This is a genomic window from Roseibium sp. QJM3NY_11 (genome assembly GCF_056173175.1).
On the sequence record NZ_CM149660.1, the window covers coordinates 1,950,972 to 1,968,116 of the forward strand.

Annotated in this window: 11 protein-coding genes; 4 read left to right on the top strand and 7 right to left on the bottom strand. The window is 59.8% G+C overall.

Features of this window, described 5'->3' with window-relative positions:
* The first annotated feature begins 255 nt into the window (after positions 1-255).
* Positions 256-1,113, top strand: a complete 858-nt coding sequence (locus AC0VX3_RS08925; RefSeq protein ID WP_475524410.1) for a hypothetical protein — start codon at positions 256-258, stop codon at positions 1,111-1,113.
* A gap of 470 nt (positions 1,114-1,583) precedes the next feature.
* Here the strand turns inward: AC0VX3_RS08925 and AC0VX3_RS08930 are convergent, their stop codons facing one another.
* From AC0VX3_RS08930 to AC0VX3_RS08955, 6 genes are all read right to left on the bottom strand, one after another.
* The gene (locus AC0VX3_RS08930) at positions 1,584-2,414 is read right to left on the bottom strand and encodes a hypothetical protein (protein WP_475524411.1); all 831 of its coding nucleotides are present in this window, start codon (positions 2,412-2,414) and stop codon (positions 1,584-1,586) included.
* A complete protein-coding gene (locus AC0VX3_RS08935; RefSeq protein WP_475524412.1) occupies positions 2,411-4,129 on the bottom strand; it encodes an ORC-CDC6 family AAA ATPase in 1,719 nt (572 codons plus the stop codon). Before AC0VX3_RS08935 ends, AC0VX3_RS08930 begins: the two co-directional genes overlap by 4 nt.
* Before the next feature lie 446 nt (positions 4,130-4,575).
* Complete coding sequence (locus AC0VX3_RS08940) at positions 4,576-5,154, bottom strand: thymidine kinase (RefSeq protein ID WP_475524413.1); 579 nt, start codon at positions 5,152-5,154, stop codon at positions 4,576-4,578.
* Between the two features lie 97 nt (positions 5,155-5,251).
* Positions 5,252-6,361 carry an endonuclease/exonuclease/phosphatase family protein gene (locus AC0VX3_RS08945; protein ID WP_475524414.1) on the bottom strand — a complete coding sequence of 370 codons (1,110 nt, stop codon included), beginning with the start codon at positions 6,359-6,361 and terminating at the stop codon, positions 5,252-5,254.
* A 142-nt stretch (positions 6,362-6,503) separates the two neighbouring features.
* On the bottom strand, positions 6,504-8,489 hold the full coding sequence (gene uvrC / locus AC0VX3_RS08950; RefSeq protein ID WP_475524415.1) for an excinuclease ABC subunit UvrC: 1,986 nt from the start codon (positions 8,487-8,489) through the stop codon (positions 6,504-6,506).
* A gap of 79 nt (positions 8,490-8,568) precedes the next feature.
* A complete protein-coding gene (locus AC0VX3_RS08955; RefSeq protein ID WP_475524416.1) occupies positions 8,569-9,588 on the bottom strand; it encodes a calcium/sodium antiporter in 1,020 nt (339 codons plus the stop codon).
* A gap of 362 nt (positions 9,589-9,950) precedes the next feature.
* Between AC0VX3_RS08955 and AC0VX3_RS08960 the strand changes: the two genes are divergently transcribed.
* The 3 genes from AC0VX3_RS08960 to AC0VX3_RS08970 all read left to right on the top strand — a co-directional run bounded on the left by AC0VX3_RS08960 (position 9,951) and on the right by AC0VX3_RS08970 (position 15,556).
* Positions 9,951-10,619, top strand: a complete 669-nt coding sequence (locus AC0VX3_RS08960; RefSeq protein ID WP_342895387.1) for an outer membrane protein — start codon at positions 9,951-9,953, stop codon at positions 10,617-10,619.
* 198 nt (positions 10,620-10,817) lie between these two features.
* Positions 10,818-12,329 carry an efflux RND transporter periplasmic adaptor subunit gene (locus AC0VX3_RS08965; protein WP_475524417.1) on the top strand — a complete coding sequence of 504 codons (1,512 nt, stop codon included), beginning with the start codon at positions 10,818-10,820 and terminating at the stop codon, positions 12,327-12,329.
* A 44-nt stretch (positions 12,330-12,373) separates the two neighbouring features.
* On the top strand, positions 12,374-15,556 hold the full coding sequence (locus AC0VX3_RS08970) for an efflux RND transporter permease subunit (RefSeq protein ID WP_475524418.1): 3,183 nt from the start codon (positions 12,374-12,376) through the stop codon (positions 15,554-15,556).
* On the opposite strand, the gene AC0VX3_RS08975 is transcribed toward AC0VX3_RS08970, so the two are convergent.
* Entirely contained in the window at positions 15,551-17,143 is a 1,593-nt protein-coding gene (locus AC0VX3_RS08975) for a TRAP transporter large permease (protein WP_475524419.1), read from the bottom strand. The genes AC0VX3_RS08970 and AC0VX3_RS08975 overlap by 6 nt on opposite strands.
* Positions 17,144-17,145 lie beyond the last annotated feature (2 nt).

Below are 17,145 nucleotides of genomic sequence, written 5' to 3' on the forward strand. Positions count from 1 at the left end.
AAGCATCCCGCGCACGCATATCGGACATGTGTCGGTTTTCCCCTTGCTCCCGAAAGCCGTCATTCACCGCAGACGGATTGAATTCACAAGTTGGACGTGGAACAGCCGTTCATTGCGGGTCGAATGAAGGTCTGATGTGTCGGACACACCAAACCTCTTCAGGGGCGCTTTTTTGAAAGGCAGGGAGTTACTGATACTGCGTAGATGACATATATTGGTCTGGAATGAGTGACCAAACAGAGACCGGAGACTGATGTGTCACCAAGCAAGGGCCGCGTTGAAAGACTGATTGATACGATAGGCGCAGAGTTCCAGTCTCATCTCATCGACTTGTGGAACACCTCCACTGTCTTTGATATTCAGGACGGCGCCGTTCAAAAGATGATCTCACGCGAAGCGCCATTTGGTGTCATTGGGATCAAGATCCTGATGCGCAATCCGGGAGACGCAAATCGTCTTTTTGAGCACCAATGGAATTTCAGCATCGGGATCACCGGATGTGAATTCACGCTTTTGGATGTCGATTACCAGAACGACGTTTGGATCGGTGATGCGAATTCCGCCGAATTCGCTGGGCACGAACACATTGCCTACAAATCGGTTGAACACATGATTGCCTTTCATGGCGACGATTTCGGCGTCGGAAAGGTGTTCATCGAAAAAATTGGTGCTCTCTGCCCCAGCCTGCTTGAAAAGCCACCCTTGTTCTTTCGACTGCCGCGCAGGGCGTCACCCGCCTACAGATACACGGCAGCCCCCCAGGCCATTCGCGAGGAGGTCGGCCTTTCACCTGATGACGGCATGGTTCTGATTGAGGCGATGATCAAAGAACACGGGGTTGACCCATACAAGATCCTTCTGTCGTTCCATTCTGATGAAAACTTCTGGCTGGTTGATCTCCCTGAAGCGCTTGTCGACCGGTACCAGCATGGCCTGATTGATCCAAGCCTTGGTGAACACCATTCTAATCTTGAGGTTGGGGTGTCCATTACAGCAGAGGCTCTGAGGAACAGAGTTCGGACGCAGTCAAACAGCGCTGAGCGCGATAACGACGTCTTTTTCTCAATGTCTGGAAGCGGTTCTGCGTCAGGTTATTTGAACAGATTGAATTGATTTTACGTTGGCTGGGGTCATCTTTTTTGCTGCGAGAAGGCGCGCAATTCCCGGCAGTCTCCTTTCTGAGTCAAAACCGACCTTCGCTGAGAGTGTACTGAACGGCAGCAATGCGCCGCTGTTCCAGCTATTGTGCAGCTCTCGAACCGAGCCTTAAAGCAGCCGTTCGTTGCGAGACCAGCGAAGGCCTAAAGTGGGCGGGAAGCGGGCGTTCGCTGCGGAACCGATGAACGACCGCAACGGGGCCGGCAAGTGACCGCCTGCTTGCGGACACTAGGCTGCTGAAGGAGACATTCACACCAACTAGGCCAAATGTATTTTTCGGTCCGGAGCTGAAATTCATCAGTTACGCGACATGCTGCAGTGCGACCTTATCAGACCGAACCTACGCTTCGCATGCTAATTGATGCAGCCCCAGGCAATTCTTCATAACTGCCTAGATAACCCTGACGCTGGAAAAACTGAACGGCTCAGAGATTATAGTAATCTCGCACTTGCGACATACATCGACTGCGCGAGAATGCTGATCGACCGGTCCGCGCCCCAATAAGTTCATTGCTTGTAAAAGCCGACCATAATTTCCGGAACGCCCGATCTTCAGCTGAAGGATCCCAATCGGCGCGCTGCCTCCAATCTACGGCCCATCTTTTGCACATTTCTGCGAAGAGTTCACGATTAAGAGTTAAAACCAGCGTGTCCACGGCCTCAATGGTTCTCTGCAAGAGACGAAAGCTCACGTTTATCCGTACTGGTTTTGAGTAGGCTTTGGCCTCAATTTGGACCGCATTGCGCCCGGGTAGAGTGCCTCCGTTATGGACGAGCCCATGCCTGAGATGACAAACTAATTCGAATTGATCCAGCGGCCCTTTGAACTTTGCGTCTCTCAGGTCAAACCTAATGAACTGGCGCGTTGCCTTCTTTAGCTCTTCTTTGGAGCTGAAGGACATGTGTTCAAATGCACTTCGCCTAAATTCCGCGTGGCCATGCCACAGTGCTCCTCCCAAATTTATCTGCTTTTCTGCCGAAACTTGCCTGCAAATAGGACAAGCCTCCAAAGCCAATGATAATATGGATCGAAAATAGGCTTCTGCAGCTGATACTGAGCCCAGAAGAAGTAATCCACCAAGATGTTTATTCTCAGCAAGCCGATCTGCGGTGCCGTACCTTAATAAACTTCTTGAATACAAAATGTATGCGTCAATCGGGTTGGGGTAGTCAGTCTCGACTAAGTACTCGTCTATTGAGCCGATACTACTTGAGGCGGGGGCTCCATTCGCAAAATCTTCTATGTTCAGTGTCATGACACATGTTCTTCGGCGTGGCCGACAATCTGCTGTGCACGAATTTTACCGACATAGGGAATGCCTAGTAATGTCTGTCGATCCACGTCAAGCAATATATCTCGAACCTTTCGAATATTGGAATGGTCTCGAATGCGCTTCTCCAGCGTCTTTGAGATTGGCAATACAGATATAGGCTGACCCACCAATGCCTCGTATGCAGAGGAGGGCTTGAGTTGCGTTCCGCAATTCGAACAAAATCTCGCCTCTGGGTTGCTCCTCGGAGAGGCACACACATGGCATACTGGCAGTGTTAGGGTGAAGTCGTTGGCGTTGGTTTCTGCTACTTCCAAAAGAGCCGCTGAAGTCAACCGAGGCCAAGCCTGATGCTTGGTTGCCCGAATGACCTTCAAGAATGAAGCGATCGACTTAGTTCTTTGCCCCACAATCACGTTTTCCGCGGTTATATCTCCTGTATGGACATGATAATGCTGAAACGAACCCTTCTCACCTTTTAGTATCGACCCGGACGGCATAATTAATCCTGAGTACTGGAGAAAGCCGAATACTTTCTCAATATCAGCCTCGATTGGCATGCGAATAGCAAACTGCAAGCCTTGTTTTTCTAGCTCCTTGCCTCGATTGTAGTCTTTTATTTGTGAAAGGATTGCTTGGTAAATCTTCGCGCCATTAGTCACGTAGCTTTCATAGGACGGCAATTTGGATGAAAGAGAGTCAAAGACGGCATGCGACATGTCACGCCCAGATCTAGACAGGCGTAGGATGCCGGTTTTGTTGAGAGTACCGTCCGTTGTCTTATACGCTTCCTGAGAGTTATAAATCGACCTGAGCATACCTAGAAATGCTCGCGGAATTCCAAAAGAGCAGTACGCTAGAAAGCGAATATCTTCTTCATTTTTAGAGACCACATCAATGTTGGTACCTACAAAGCGCTTGTTTGCCAAAGACAACATAAAATCTTCGTATTCCTGCCCTGATGGCTTGACCCACGCGTCAATTTGCTCTGCATCATGCCCGACATGAAAGCTTGCGGAATGGGCAGTTATTCCGGGATAAACCGCAGCTTTTGGAGAGATTGTCCGCGACTTAATTGCCCTAAAGAAATCAAAAAAGTCTTCTTGTTGCTTTTCCGAAAATGAATGCGCCGCATCGTCGATCAGAATGACAACTCGCTTTGCACTGTTCTCGGTTGCGAGGTCGTCCATAATTTCAGTCAAAAAACCGATACTAAAATTGTTGACTTGATCATCTTCGGCGCGGCTGGCTTCTAAAATATCAATAAGTTTGTTGAGTTTCTCTCTTGGTGGAAATTCTGAGGGCAAAATAATGTCGTCCTCAAACTCCCATGTTTCCCATACTGCCAAAAGTACTTTCAGCACTAACCAGGCTTTAAACCAGTAGGTTGCATTCGGACCATTCACATAAAAGGGCTCTAGCTTCAAAGCCAGTTTGAAATTGACGTAGATGGGAATCGCGTTGCCTTTGCCGCTTTCAAGGATGTGGAAAAAAGCTTTTCTCATTAGAGTACTCTTCCCGCACCCTCTTGGCCCAATGAGCAGCTTCGCGCCACCGCCCATTAACTTCTTCAGAATACTCACCTCATCGGGGTGCTGCGCTGAAAGCTCCAGAAACTTCGCTCGATCTATATATTCAGCTTGCTCCACAAAGTTCTCTTCTATTGGGAGCTCGTTCTGGTTCTCAACGTCAAAGGTCATAGTCATTTTCGGTGCGCGCGCCTTACTTGACCCGCTTCAGCGCCAAGCGCTCTCGGGATTTGTATAGTATGCTCTAGAATCCAGGATGCTGCTTCAATTTACAAGCCTAAGTCGGCCAAATGTCGTTCAGCACTTCAAACGACCGCGAAAACTTGAAAGTTACTCGCAGGCCTTTCCGAAAATAGAGCAACCAGAGTGAGCTGGCATTTCGGTTTCATACGACAGGGCGGCGAATTCATACTCCTCCCCCCACGTGTCCTATTTCCTGGCACCAACCCGGAATGCGGACTCGAAAGTCCGCTTCCGCCTTGAGACCGAGATGCATTCGCACCCGCAACAAATGCCCGCATCCCGCCCTCTCCGGACCTTCGCTTGCTCTCCACCCAACACCCGACATCAGAAACGGTGCAATTCCGGAACAAGCGTGAAATGCTGCCGGTCCTGGCTCATCCCAGTTCCCGCCGGGTCCAGTGGTTGCGGCACAGCGAGACGTAAGTCTCGTTGCCGCCGATGACGACCTGGTCGCCTTCTTCCACGATGCGGCCGTCGGCGTCGAGCCGGGCGACCATGGTGGCCTTGCGGCCGCACCAGCAGATGGTCTTGATTTCCTTCAGATTGTCGGCAAGCGCGAGCAGGGCGGCACTGCCGGGGAAGAGCTTGCCCTGAAAGTCGGTCCTGAGGCCGAAACACATCACTGGAATGCGCAGCTCGTCGGCGATCCTGGCCAGTTGCCAGACCTGGTCTTCGGTCAGGAACTGGGCTTCGTCGACGAGGACCGCATCGATCCTGCCCGCTTCGAGGGCCCTGGTGACATGGTCGTAGACATTGTCCCTGGCGTTGAAGATGTCCGCATCGGCGCCGAGCCCGATCCTGGAGGCGATCCGGCCCTTGCCGGCGCGGTTGTCGAAGGCGGCGATCATGAGGAGCGTGGTCATGCCGCGCTCCTGGTAGTTGTAGGCGGCCTGCAGCAGCACCGTCGACTTGCCGGCGTTCATCGAGGAATAGTTGAAATAGAGCTTGGCCATGCGCTTCTTACTGGGAATCGGTCTTCAAGGTCCGGCCAGTCTTCAAAAATCCGGGCGCCGGCTCAAACACTTTTCGGTTGAAACCACAGCCATTTGCTCAATTGGCCGGAAGCGAGGTCTGGCCAAGTTCGACAATAAGCGGAAGATGGTCCGAACCGATGTCGGGGCCGAGACGCACATCGACCACCTGAATGTCCTTCGAGACCGCGAACTGGTCGACCGGTGCGCCCAGGATCCAGTGCAGGCGGTAGTCAAAAAAGAAGCGGGTGGTCTGGGGCCAGCCGTCCGGATAGGCGGTCTTCAGGCCGTTGCGGTCGAGCGTTTCCTGGAACCGGGCGGACCAGGGTGCACTGTTCCAGTCGCCGATGGCCACGATGTTGTCACCGTTGCCGGCCTTGAGCCCGTCGACGATCCTGTCGACCTCGTCGAAATAGCTGCGCTTGTTCTGCCAGCGTGCCTCGGTGCGCGGACTGTCCGGATGGATGGCCACCAGATGCAGCGGCGCTGCGCCCGTGTCCAGCGTGAGCGACAGCACCTCGCGGTCGGCGTCGTAATAGACATTTGCGCCGGTCGGAAGGTCCCCCTGGATTATGCGCGAGTCCGTCTCGACGATCGGAAAGCGGGAATAGACGGCAAGGCCGCCGAGATCTCCGACCCTGAGATGATGTGGAAAGCCGTGTTCCCCCGCGCTTCCGACGCTGAGGCCAAGACGTTGCCAGCGGCGTTCCTGCAGTCCCCACAGCACTTCCTGGAGGACGATGACATCGGGTCGTTCCGTTTCCAGGAACTCCTGAAAAACCGTGTCGCCGAGGAAAAGGCGTTCAATGTTGACGGAGACGATCTTGAGCGGAGGCTCGCCCGCCGCAAGCGGAGCCGCGGGCCTGGTGTTGGCGAGCGTGCGGGCTCCGGTCAGTCCGGCAAGGCCTATCAGCGCCGCCAGCGCAAGGCAGCAGAGGAGGCGGTAGACCCGGGCAAGGCGATGACGGACCAGAAGGCCGAGTGCTCCGGCAAGGCAGCCCGCCAGACCGGCTGCGAGAAACTGCCTCAGAAAGAAGCTCATGTTGTCCGCGAGCCAGAAATCGGGTGCCAGAAACGCGGACAGGCCCAGGACGCAGACCGCAACAGCGCCGAGGTTGCCGCACCAGCCCGCGAAGGAGAGACAGGCCTGGAGCGGGGATCGCGATCTTGGGTGGGGGTCAAGCGGCATGGCTGGCGTTTCCGGCATACGGTGTGGTGCGGTGTGCATAGCACAAGCGACCCGGGTCCGTGGGCAAAGCTTGCAGCAGGCTCGGGGCGGGCCATCGAGGAGCGGGGAGCAGCACCGGTCCGGAAAGCCCCATCAGCCGGCCTCACTCATGGAAATGGTCATAGACCAGCCTTGCCATGGCTTCGGAAATGCCCGGGACAGCCGCCAGATCCTCCAGTCCGGCCTTCGATACCGCCTTGGCGGTGCCGAAATGCGTCAGCAAGGCCTTCTTGCGGGTCGGGCCGATGCCTGCGATCTCGTCCAGCGGATTGCGTGTGATGTCCTTCTTGCGGCGGGCACGGTGGCTGCCGATGGCGAACCGGTGCGCCTCGTCGCGCAGGCGCTGGACGAAATAAAGAACCGGATCGCGCTCTGGCAGCATGATCGACTGGCGTCCGGGAATGAAGAATTTCTCGCGTCCGGCATCCCGGTCCGGCCCCTTGGCTATCCCGACAAGAGGCACGTCGGTGATGCCGAGGCCTTCCAGGGTTTCGCGCGCGGCCGTGAGCTGTCCCTGGCCGCCGTCAACCAGAACCAGATCGGGCCAGGCGGGCATGTCCGTGGCCGCCGGCAGGTCTTCGCCAGCTTCATCGCCGTCGGCCACCTCCTGCGGCTCCAGTGTTTCCGGTGTTTCCGGTTTCTCCGGGCGGGCGTGTTCCTTGAGGAGGCGCGAAAAACGCCGGGACAGGACCTCGCGCATCATGCCGTAGTCGTCGCCCGGAACGAGATCCTCCGACTTGATGTTGAACTTTCGGTATTGCCCCTTGTTGAACCCTTCCAGCCCCGCGACGATCATGCCGCCAACCGCATTGGTGCCCATGATGTGGGAGTTGTCGTAGACCTCGATCCGGCGCGGCGGAGCGGCGAGATCGAAGGCTTCGGCGACCCCCTTCAGCAGCCGGGCCTGGCTGGAGGTTTCCGCCAGACGGCGGCCAAGGGCCTCGCGGGCATTGGTGAGCGCGTGGTCCACCAGGTCCTTCTTTTCGCCGCGCTTCGGCGTCGTAATCTCGACCTTGCGGCCGGTGCGTTCGCTCAGGGCTTCCGCAAGCAGGTCCTGCTCTTCAAGCGCATGGGACAGAAGGATCTGGCGGGGCGCCGGCTTGTCGTCATAGAACTGGGCGAGGAAGCTTTCCAGGATGTCGGCTTCCTCAAGGGACTTGTCGGCCTTCGGGAAATAGGCCCGGTTGCCCCAGTTCTGGCCGGTGCGGAAGAAGAAAACCTGGACACAGCTCTGGCCGCCATCCTGATGGATGGCGAAGACATCGGCTTCCTCGACCGATTGCGGGTTGATGCCCTGATGGGCCTGGACGTGGGACAGGGCCGACAGGCGGTCGCGGTAAATGGCGGCGCGCTCGAATTCCAGATCCGCGGACGCCGTTTCCATCTGTTCGGCGAGCTGCTTCTTGATCAGCTGGCTGCGGCCGGACAGGAACGCCTTGGCTTCCGAGACGAGACCGGCGTAGTCCTGCGGATCGATTTCCCCGGTGCACGGGCCGGCGCAGCGCTTGATCTGGTACTGCAGGCAGGGGCGGGTGCGGTTTTCGTAAAAGCTGTCCGAACAGGTCCGGATCAGGAAGGCTTTCTGCAGGGCGTTGATCGTGCGGTCGACGGCTCCGGCGGAGGCGAAGGGCCCGAAATAGTCGCCCTTGCGCTTGCGGGCGCCCCGGTGCTTGACGATGGCCGGTGCCGGGTGCTCTCCGGTCACGAGAATATAGGGGAAGGACTTGTCGTCCCGCAGCAGCACGTTGAAGCGCGGGCGCAGCCGCTTGATCAGATTGGCTTCCAGCAGGAGCGCTTCGGCTTCCGTCCGGGTGACGACGAATTCCATCGCCGCCGTCGCCAGGATCATGCGGCCGATGCGATTGGACTGACCCTGAAGCCTGGTGTAGCTGGTCACCCGCTTTTTCAGGCTGCGCGCCTTGCCGACGTAGAGAACCAGGCCGTCTTCATCGAGCATGCGGTAGACGCCCGGTCCGTTGGGCAGGCGCCTGACCTCGTCGGCGATGACCTCCACGCCCTTGCGCACGGCTGCCGCGTCTTCCTGGGGCTCGGGCGCACCCTCGTTATGAGAATCGGTTTTGTCCTGCATGGCAGACATTTAAGCGTCAATCGGCCTTCAGGAAAGAGGCCCGGGGCGATCCGCTGTTACCGGTGCAAGGGTGTGATGCTCAGGCGGCATGCCCGAACATGTAGACCGTGGCGATGTAAATGGCGTAGGCGGCGGTCATCGCGAGGCCGGAAATCCTGCCGAGGCAGACGCGGAAACCGGCCAGCGCCGTCAGTATTAGCGCACAGGCCAGCATCACCCAGATGTCCAGTTTCAACACTTCGGACGGAACATCGATGGGAACGACCACGGCGGTGATGCCGATGATCGCGAGCAGATTGAAGATGTTGGATCCGATGACGTTGCCGATGGCCACCGCGCCGTGCTGGCGGATGGCCGCCATGACCGTGGTGGCGAGTTCCGGAAGCGACGTGCCGAGCGCAATCACGGTCAGGCCGATGACCGCTTCGCTCACGCCCCAGGCCGAGGCGATGGACGTTGCGCCGGTGATCGTGAAATGTGCGCCAAGGGGCAATCCGACCATGCCAAGAGCAATATAGACAAACGCGATCCAGAGGGAATCGGGAACGTCTTCGACATCGTCCAGCATATCGTCGGCTCCGTCGGCGGCGTCTGCAGTCGCGACGGCGGCACCGGCGGCCGCGGCGGCAATCGCCTTCTGCTCCTTGCGGTGGCGCTGCGCCACGATCGTCGAGGCCGCCAGAAAAACGCCCAGAAGAGCCAGCAACAGCAGCCCCGCCGGCAAGCCGATGGGGGTGAAGAAACACAGGGCGATGAAGACAAGCGTGACGGCGACCATATAGAGAGCGTTGCGGGTCGCGCCGGTCTCTCCGCAGGGCGTTGCCGCGATCAGGGCGGGCATGCCCAGGACGAGAAGCACATTGGCGATATTCGATCCGACCACATTGCCGATGGCGATGCCGCCGGCACCGGCCAGGGCGGCATTCAGGGAAATGACCAGTTCCGGAGCCGATGTTCCGAAGGCAACGATGGTCAGGCCGATGACCAGATTGGGAATTCCAAGACGCTGCGCTACCCCGACAGACCCTCTGACCAAGACATCGCCTGCGATAATCAGAACAACAAGTCCGCCTGCGAGGCTGATGTAGTCAAACAGCATTTACGAGTTCCGGTTCCGGTCTGGTGTGATCGACGTGCCCGGCCCCTGGAAGGGAGCCAAGTCCGGTTGGGCGCCTTATACGCAATAGATTGATCCGGGGAAAGGCGGGGACAACGATCTTTCTACCCGGCAGATGGCGACGGAACGTGCAAATTGCAATGGTCTTAACGGGCCATTGAACCTGTCTGATTGTTGCCGTTATTTGCCATCAAAACTCCCAAATCTCAATCCTGATCCGCCACAAACACTCCCCATATCTCGCCTGAGGGGGAGAGTGGGGACGCGTGACGCCCGTCCTGCTCGCACTTGGCCGGCCTGTCCGGCTATCTGATAACGAGTCATGTGGATCTGGAGTATCTTTGATGAAACGTCTTGCACTTGCTGGCATGGCATTGACCGCCGCAACGGCCGCTACCGCACCGGTACTGGCCGCGGATCTGCCCCAGTCACCGGCACCGGCCTACGAGGCGGTTCCGGCTCCGCAGCAGAGCATTGACTGGTCCGGGATCTATCTCGGCGGCAACCTCGGCTGGGCCTTCGGCAACTTCGCCAACGAATCCGGCAATACCGGTCTGGGCACCAACGCAAACGGCGTCGCCGGCGGTCTCTATGCCGGTTACAATTTCCAGGTCACGCCGAATATGGTTCTCGGCGCGGAAGCCGATTTCAGTCTGACGGACCTGGAAGACTCGCGCCGCAATGGCGGCCTGAACGTCACGTCCAAGTCGGACTGGAATTCCAATATCCGGGCACGCGTCGGCTATACCTTCGACCGATACATGGTCTATGGCGCCGGCGGCCTCGCCCTGGCCGACCTGGAACTCTCCGGGGCCGGCGACAAGGACAGCAAGACAGCGCTGGGCTGGACCGTCGGTGCGGGTGCCGAGGCGGCCATCACCAACAACGTGAGCGCCCGGCTCGAGTACGTCTACCAGGACTTCGGCAGCCAGGATTTCAACCTGAACGGAACGGGTGTCAGCTCGGAGTTCAACAATTCGCAGGTGCGGATGGGGGTTGGTTACAAGTTCTGACCTGACCGGCGATTTTGGCAACAGGCCCGGCACCGAAAGGTGCCGGGTTTTTTGTTACAAGTGGTTACAAGGTTTTCAGAATTTCGCCTTACATGCATGGTAGTTTGAGCGATGTGATTCAGGCGCGTTTTTTTCGTGCGCATTCGTCGGGGCCGCGTGCGAACAGCGCGCGGCGCTCTGTTTCGGTGGGAGAGGTGTATGCGGTTCCTGGTGCGCGGGCTCGTGGGTCTGGCATTGATGGCGGTGATGATCGGCTTTGCCGGGTTCGGCGTCTACCGGCTCTACGGGGTCATGACCGTGGAAGAGACGGTGCGCAAGCGGCCTGCCCGGGAACGCAGCTACTCGGTCAATGTCGCCGAACTCACTCCGCAGACCGTCGCTCCGGTCACGACCGCCTATGGCGAGATCGAAAGCTGGCGCACGCTTGAGCTCAGGGCCAGTTCCGAAGGCCGGCTTGTCGATGTCGCCGCAAAGTTTCGCGACGGCGCCGCCGTTGCCGAAGGCGAGTTGCTCCTGCGGATCGATCCGGCCAATGCGGATTTCCTGGTTCTGGACGCCGAGGCGGCCCTTGCGGACGCGGAAGCGCAGAAAGCCGAAGCCGAGGAGGCCATTGTCGGCGCCGAGCAGGAACTTGTAGCCGCGCGCCGTCAGCTTGAGCTGCGCCGACAGGCGCTGGAGCGTCAGCGGCAATTGAAGGACAAGGGCTATTCGACCGCGGTTCAGGTCGAGGCCGAGGAACTGGGCGTTGCGTCGCTGGAGCAGTCCCTGAGCAACCGGCTGCAGGCGGTGATCACCGCGCGCAAGCGTATCGAGCGCATGGACCTGACCGTGAAACGCGCCAGACTGGCGCTGAAGGACGCGCAGCGGGTGCTCGACGAGACGACCCTCACGGCACCGTTCGACGGCTATCTCTCCGAAGTGAACGCCACGCTCGGCCGGCGGGTCAGTGCCTCCGAAGCCCTGGCGCAACTGATCGATCCGGCAGCGCTGGAAGTCAGGTTCTCGCTGTCGACCAGCGAATTCTCGCGCCTTCTCGACGACAGCGGTTCGCTCATCAAGGCGCCGGTCAACGTGATGCTGCAACTCGGCGGACGCTCGATCGAGGTACCGGGACGGGTCGACCGGTCCGCGGCGGTGGTCTCGGAGGGAGAGGCGGGCCGGACGCTGTTCGCATCCCTGGAAATCGAGCCGGGAACGGTGCTGCGTCCCGGAGACTTCGTCAAGGTCGAGGTCAATGAGCCGCCCCTGCACGATGTCGCGCTCGTACCGTCCGCCGCCGTCACGGAAGACGGCCGACTTCTCGTGGTTGGAGAGGGGGACCGGATCGAGGAAATCCGCAGCACGGTCCTGCGCCGGATGGGCAATGAGGTGGTGCTGGCCGATGTTCCCTTTGGCGCCGACTACGTGCGCGAGCGGTTGCCGCAGCTTGGAACCGGCCTGAAGGTCACCACCAGGCGGAGCGACGACGGCCGGCAAGCTCCGAAAGACGGCGCGCCGGTTTCGGTGCAGGAGCCGCAACCGGACGCCCCGCGCCCGTCCGGGGATCTGGTCGCGCTGGAGCCGGAAAGGCGTGCCGCGCTGATCGCCCGGCTGACCACGTCCGACATTCCTGAAAACCGGAAGGCCCGTCTGCTTGCCCTGTTGAACAAGCCGATGGTGCCCAAGGATCTGATCGATCGTCTTGAACAACGGTCCGGCCGCAGCGGCTAGGCCGCCCGGTTCGGGTTTTCGCACTGACTGTGGAGTGTTTTGAAATGCGTTCTCCTGGCGGCTCTCAATTTGCTTCATTGCTGGATTACATGGTGCGGCACAAGACCGCCGCGAACCTGCTGCTTGCGCTGATGCTGCTGAGCGGGGTGGCGGCGGGAACACAGATCCGAACGCAGTTCTTCCCCGATTTCGTGCGCGAGGAAGTCGATGTCGAGATCAGCTGGCCCGGTGCCGGGCCGGAGGACATGGACCGGTCGGTGGTCGAGATTCTCGGCCCGCAGCTGCTGGCGATCAACGGGGTTGACGAGGCAACCTCGATCTCCCGCGAGGGCAAGGCCAGCATCGAACTTGAGTTCGAGGACGGCTGGGACATGGGCCAGGCCACGGACGAGGTCAAGGCGGCGGTGGACCAGGCCCGTTCCAGCCTGCCGGAAGGTGTCGAGGAACCGGAAATTTCGCGCAGCGTCTACCGGGACCGGGTCACCGATGTGGTCATCTACGGCCCGGTGGATATCGATCAGCTCGCGCGTTTCGCGGAGGATCTGCAGACGGTCCTGTTCCGGCAGGACGTGACGCGGGTGTCGATCCAGGGTCTGGCGGATCCGATCATCCGGGTCAATGTGGGTGAAAGCATGCTGGTACGGCATGATCTGACCCTCGCCGAAATCGCCGAGACCGTTTCCGCCGAGATGGAAACCACACCCGCCGGTGATATCAGCGGCAGAGGTGCCCGGCTCAGAACCGGACAGGCGCGCCGCTCCGAGCAGGAACTCGGCGAGATCGTCGTCAAAGCCCCTTCCCAGGGCGAAAAGCTGCAATTGCGGTCCGTCGCGGACATCGTGACCGAGGGTGTGGAAAGCGGACGGGCCTATTATCACAAGGGCATGCCGGCGGTGGTGCTGCGGGTCGACCGGAGCGCGCAGGGCGATACCATTGCGATCCAGCGCGCCGTCGAGAGGATCACCGCGGAGTTCCAGGGGACCCTGCCCGAGGGGGTCGTGGTCCAACTGACCAACACGCGCTCCCAGGCGATCATCGACCGCATGGACATCCTGATCGAGAACGGGGCGTTCGGGCTCGGTCTCGTGCTGGCGTTCCTGTTCCTGTTCCTGTCGTCGCGCACCGCCTTCTGGGTTGCTGCCGGTATTCCCGTGGCCATGGCGGCGACCATCGGCCTGATGTATGCCTTCGGGCTGACCCTCAACATGATCTCCGTGTTTGCGCTGATCATCTGCCTCGGCATCGTCGTGGACGACGCCATCGTGGTGGGGGAACACGCGGACTTCCTGCACCGGCGGGGCCATTCGCCGGCCGAGGCGGCGAGCCTTGCGGCGCGGCGCATGACGGCGCCGGTGTTCAGCGCCTCGATCACCACCCTGATTGCCTTTATCGGACTGACCGCGATCGGAGGGCGGTTCGGCAGCCTGGTCGCCGACATTCCGTTCACCGTTGCGGTGGTGCTGATCGCGAGCCTGATAGAATCGTTCCTGATCCTGCCCGCGCATATGAACCACGCCCTGTCCGCGAGCAAGAAACCGCGCTGGTACGACTGGCCCAACAGGGCCTTCAACCGGGGGTTCGTCTGGTTCCGGGAAACCGCGTTCAGACCGGGCATCGGCCGGGTCATCCAGCTGCGTTATCCCGCCATCGGTCTGGCGGTGATGATCCTTGCCCTGTCCGTGTCGCTGTTTTTCGACGGCAGCGTGCGCTGGCGGTTTTTCAATGCGCCGGAGCGTGCCGTGGTGTCCGCCAGCATTGCCATGATGCCGGGAGCGGAGCGTGAGGACACGAAGGCGATGATCGCCGAGATGGAACGGGCGCTGGATACCGTCAACGCGCGCTACGCGGAAGAATACGGGGCGGAACCGGTTCTGTTTACCCTGTCCACGGTCGGCGCCACCGCCGGGCGTGGCCTGAGCGGGGCCGACACGAAGGATGTCGACCAGCTCGGAGGGATCTCGATCGAACTTCTGGACCCGGATCTTCGCCCCTATTCCGCCTTCCAGTTCATCGGTGACTGGCGCGGAGAGATCCGGAAGCCGCCCTTGCTGGAAACGCTGGCCGTTCGCGGGGAGCGCTCAGGCCCGGGCGGTGACGCGATCGACGTCAAGCTCTATGGCAGCGCGACCGAGAACCTGAAGGCAGCCGCCGAAAGCCTCAAGCAGTCGCTGGCGCCGCTGGACGGCGTCAGCGCGCTGGAGGACACACTTTCCTACGACAAGCCGGAGCTCAGCCTGACGCTGACGCCGCGAGGCGAGGCGCTCGGTTTCACGACCGACGATGTCGCCAAGATCCTGCGCAACCGGCTGGAGGGCATCGAAGTCGCCGAGTTTCCGGTGGGACGACGAACGGCCAAGGTCAAGGTGCTGATGCCCGACGAGGAAGCCGACGCTTCTTTCCTGTACACGACCCGGGTGCGCACGAATGCGGGCACCTATGTCTCCTTAAGCGAAATCGTGCGGATCGACAGCAATTACGGTTTTGCCTCCGTGCGCCGGAGCGATGGCCTGAGAACCCTGCGTGTGACCGGTGACGTCTCGGAGGACGATCCGGAGGCGGCCGCGCGGGTCACGGCGCTGTTGCAGGACGAACTGCTGCCTCAGCTTGCCTCGGAGTTCGATGTGGAAAGCGAGATGAGCGGTCTGGCAGAGCAGGAGCAGTCCTTCCTGTCGGATGCCATGATCGGCTTTGCCCTGTGCCTGGCCGGAATCTATCTGGTTTTGTGCTGGATCTTCGAATCCTGGACTCGGCCCCTGATGATCATGCTGATCATCCCCTTTGGTTGCGTCGGCATGATCTGGGGGCATTACCTCCACGGCATTCCGCTGTCGATGTTCTCGGTGGTCGGCTTTATCGGCATGGCGGGGATCATCATCAACGACAGCATCGTGCTGGTCACGACGATCGACGAATACGCCCGGGACCATCCGTTCCGCCAGGCGGTGGTGAACGGTGTCTGCGACCGTCTGCGTGCCGTGGTGCTGACAACGGCGACGACGGTGTTCGGCCTGGCCCCGCTGCTGTTCGAAACCAGCCGTCAGGCGCAATTCCTGCTGCCCACCGTGATCACGCTGGCCTACGGGCTCGGCTTCGGCCTGTTCCTCGTGCTGCTCCTGGTTCCCGCGTTCCTGATGGCACAGAAGGACTTCGGTCAGGCGATGGTCAGCGGCCGCCGGCTCCTCAAGGCACGCGGGCGCGGCTCCCTGTCGGGGAGCCGGACCTCATAGGAACACCGAGACCAGGTTCGGCCATGTCAGCAGGACCAGCAGGGCCAGAAGCTGTATGGCGATGAAGGGCAGGAAGCCCTTGAAGATGTCGGTCAGCGAGATGTGTGGCGGGGCGACCGACTTCAGATAGAACGCTGCCGGGCCGAAGGGCGGCGACAGGAAGCTGACCTGCATGTTCATGGTGAACACCACACCGAACCAGATTGCGACGTGTTTGGGCTCCACATTGCCGAGGAAGCCGAGTTCCTCAACGGGCATTGCCAGGACGATCGGCAGGAAGACGGGCATGATCAGCAAAACGATGCCGACCCAGTCCATGAACATCCCCATGATCAGGAAGACCACCATCATCACCAGAATGATGCCCATCGTCGGCAGCTCGGTTCCGACAATCAGATTGGCGACATAGGCCGGACCGCCGGCGAGCGTGTATGCGGCAGCGAGCGCTGCGGCGCCCACCGTTACCCAGATTATGGTGCCGGTGGATTTCATCGTGCGCATCAGGGAGTCCAGCAGAACGTTCAGGCTCATTTCACCGCGCAGAACGGAAATCACGAAGACCGCGACCACACCCATCGCGGCGGCCTCGGTGATGCCGGTGATGCCACCGTAGATCGACCCGAGAACGACGCCGATGACGACCAGGGGGGCAACGAGGCCCTTGCCCATCTCCCATCCCAGCCGGATCCTGTCGCGGCCGAAGACGAATGCGATCAGCAGGAACCCGGCTATCAGTATGCCGGCCTGATACGGCAGGTCCGACACCATGCCCCAGGTGACCGGGTCAACGCCTTCGGTGACGGCATTCGCTCCGGTGGCGGTGAGAAACAGGGTGCGCACCAGCAGCAGGACTGTGGTCGCAAGGACGATCACGGTCATGAAGCCGGCAAACAGGAACGCTTTTTCCTTGCCGGGCGGGTCGTTCGGATCAGGTTCGGGCAAGGGCGCCTGGTCCGGGTTCAGTTGCGTCCGGACGATGATGTAGATCAGGAAGAACGAGGCCAGCATGAAACCCGGCAGGAACGAGGCCGTGAACAGCGCCTTGATCGAGGTTTCCGTGACAAGGCCATAGAAAATCAGAACGATTGAAGGCGGAATCATTGTGCCCAGCGACCCGCTGGCGCAGATCGTGCCGATGGCGAGGTTCTGGTTGTAGCCGAGGCGGAGCATCTGCGGCAGGGCGATCAACCCGAGCAGGACGACTTCCCCGCCGATGATGCCGGACATCGCCGCCATGATCACGGCCATGATCGAGGTCACGATCGCAATGCCGCCCCGGGTCCGGCTGAGCCACACGTTGAGCGAGGAGTACATGTCCTTGGCGATGCCGCTGCGTTCCAGCAGCGCCGCCATGAATATGAACAGGGGAACAGATATCAGGACATAATTCGTCATCTGCCGGTAGATCGCCTGGCCGAGGACAGCCAGAGGCCCGCGCCCGAAATCCCGGAACAGCAGGTCCGGTCCGAATTTCAGCACAAGGACAGCGCCGGCGAGGGTGGCCGAAGCGAAACCAAGCGGCATGCCCATGGCCAGCAGCAGGAACAGGCCGAGCAGCAGGAGTAGTGAAATCGTTCCGACGTCCATTC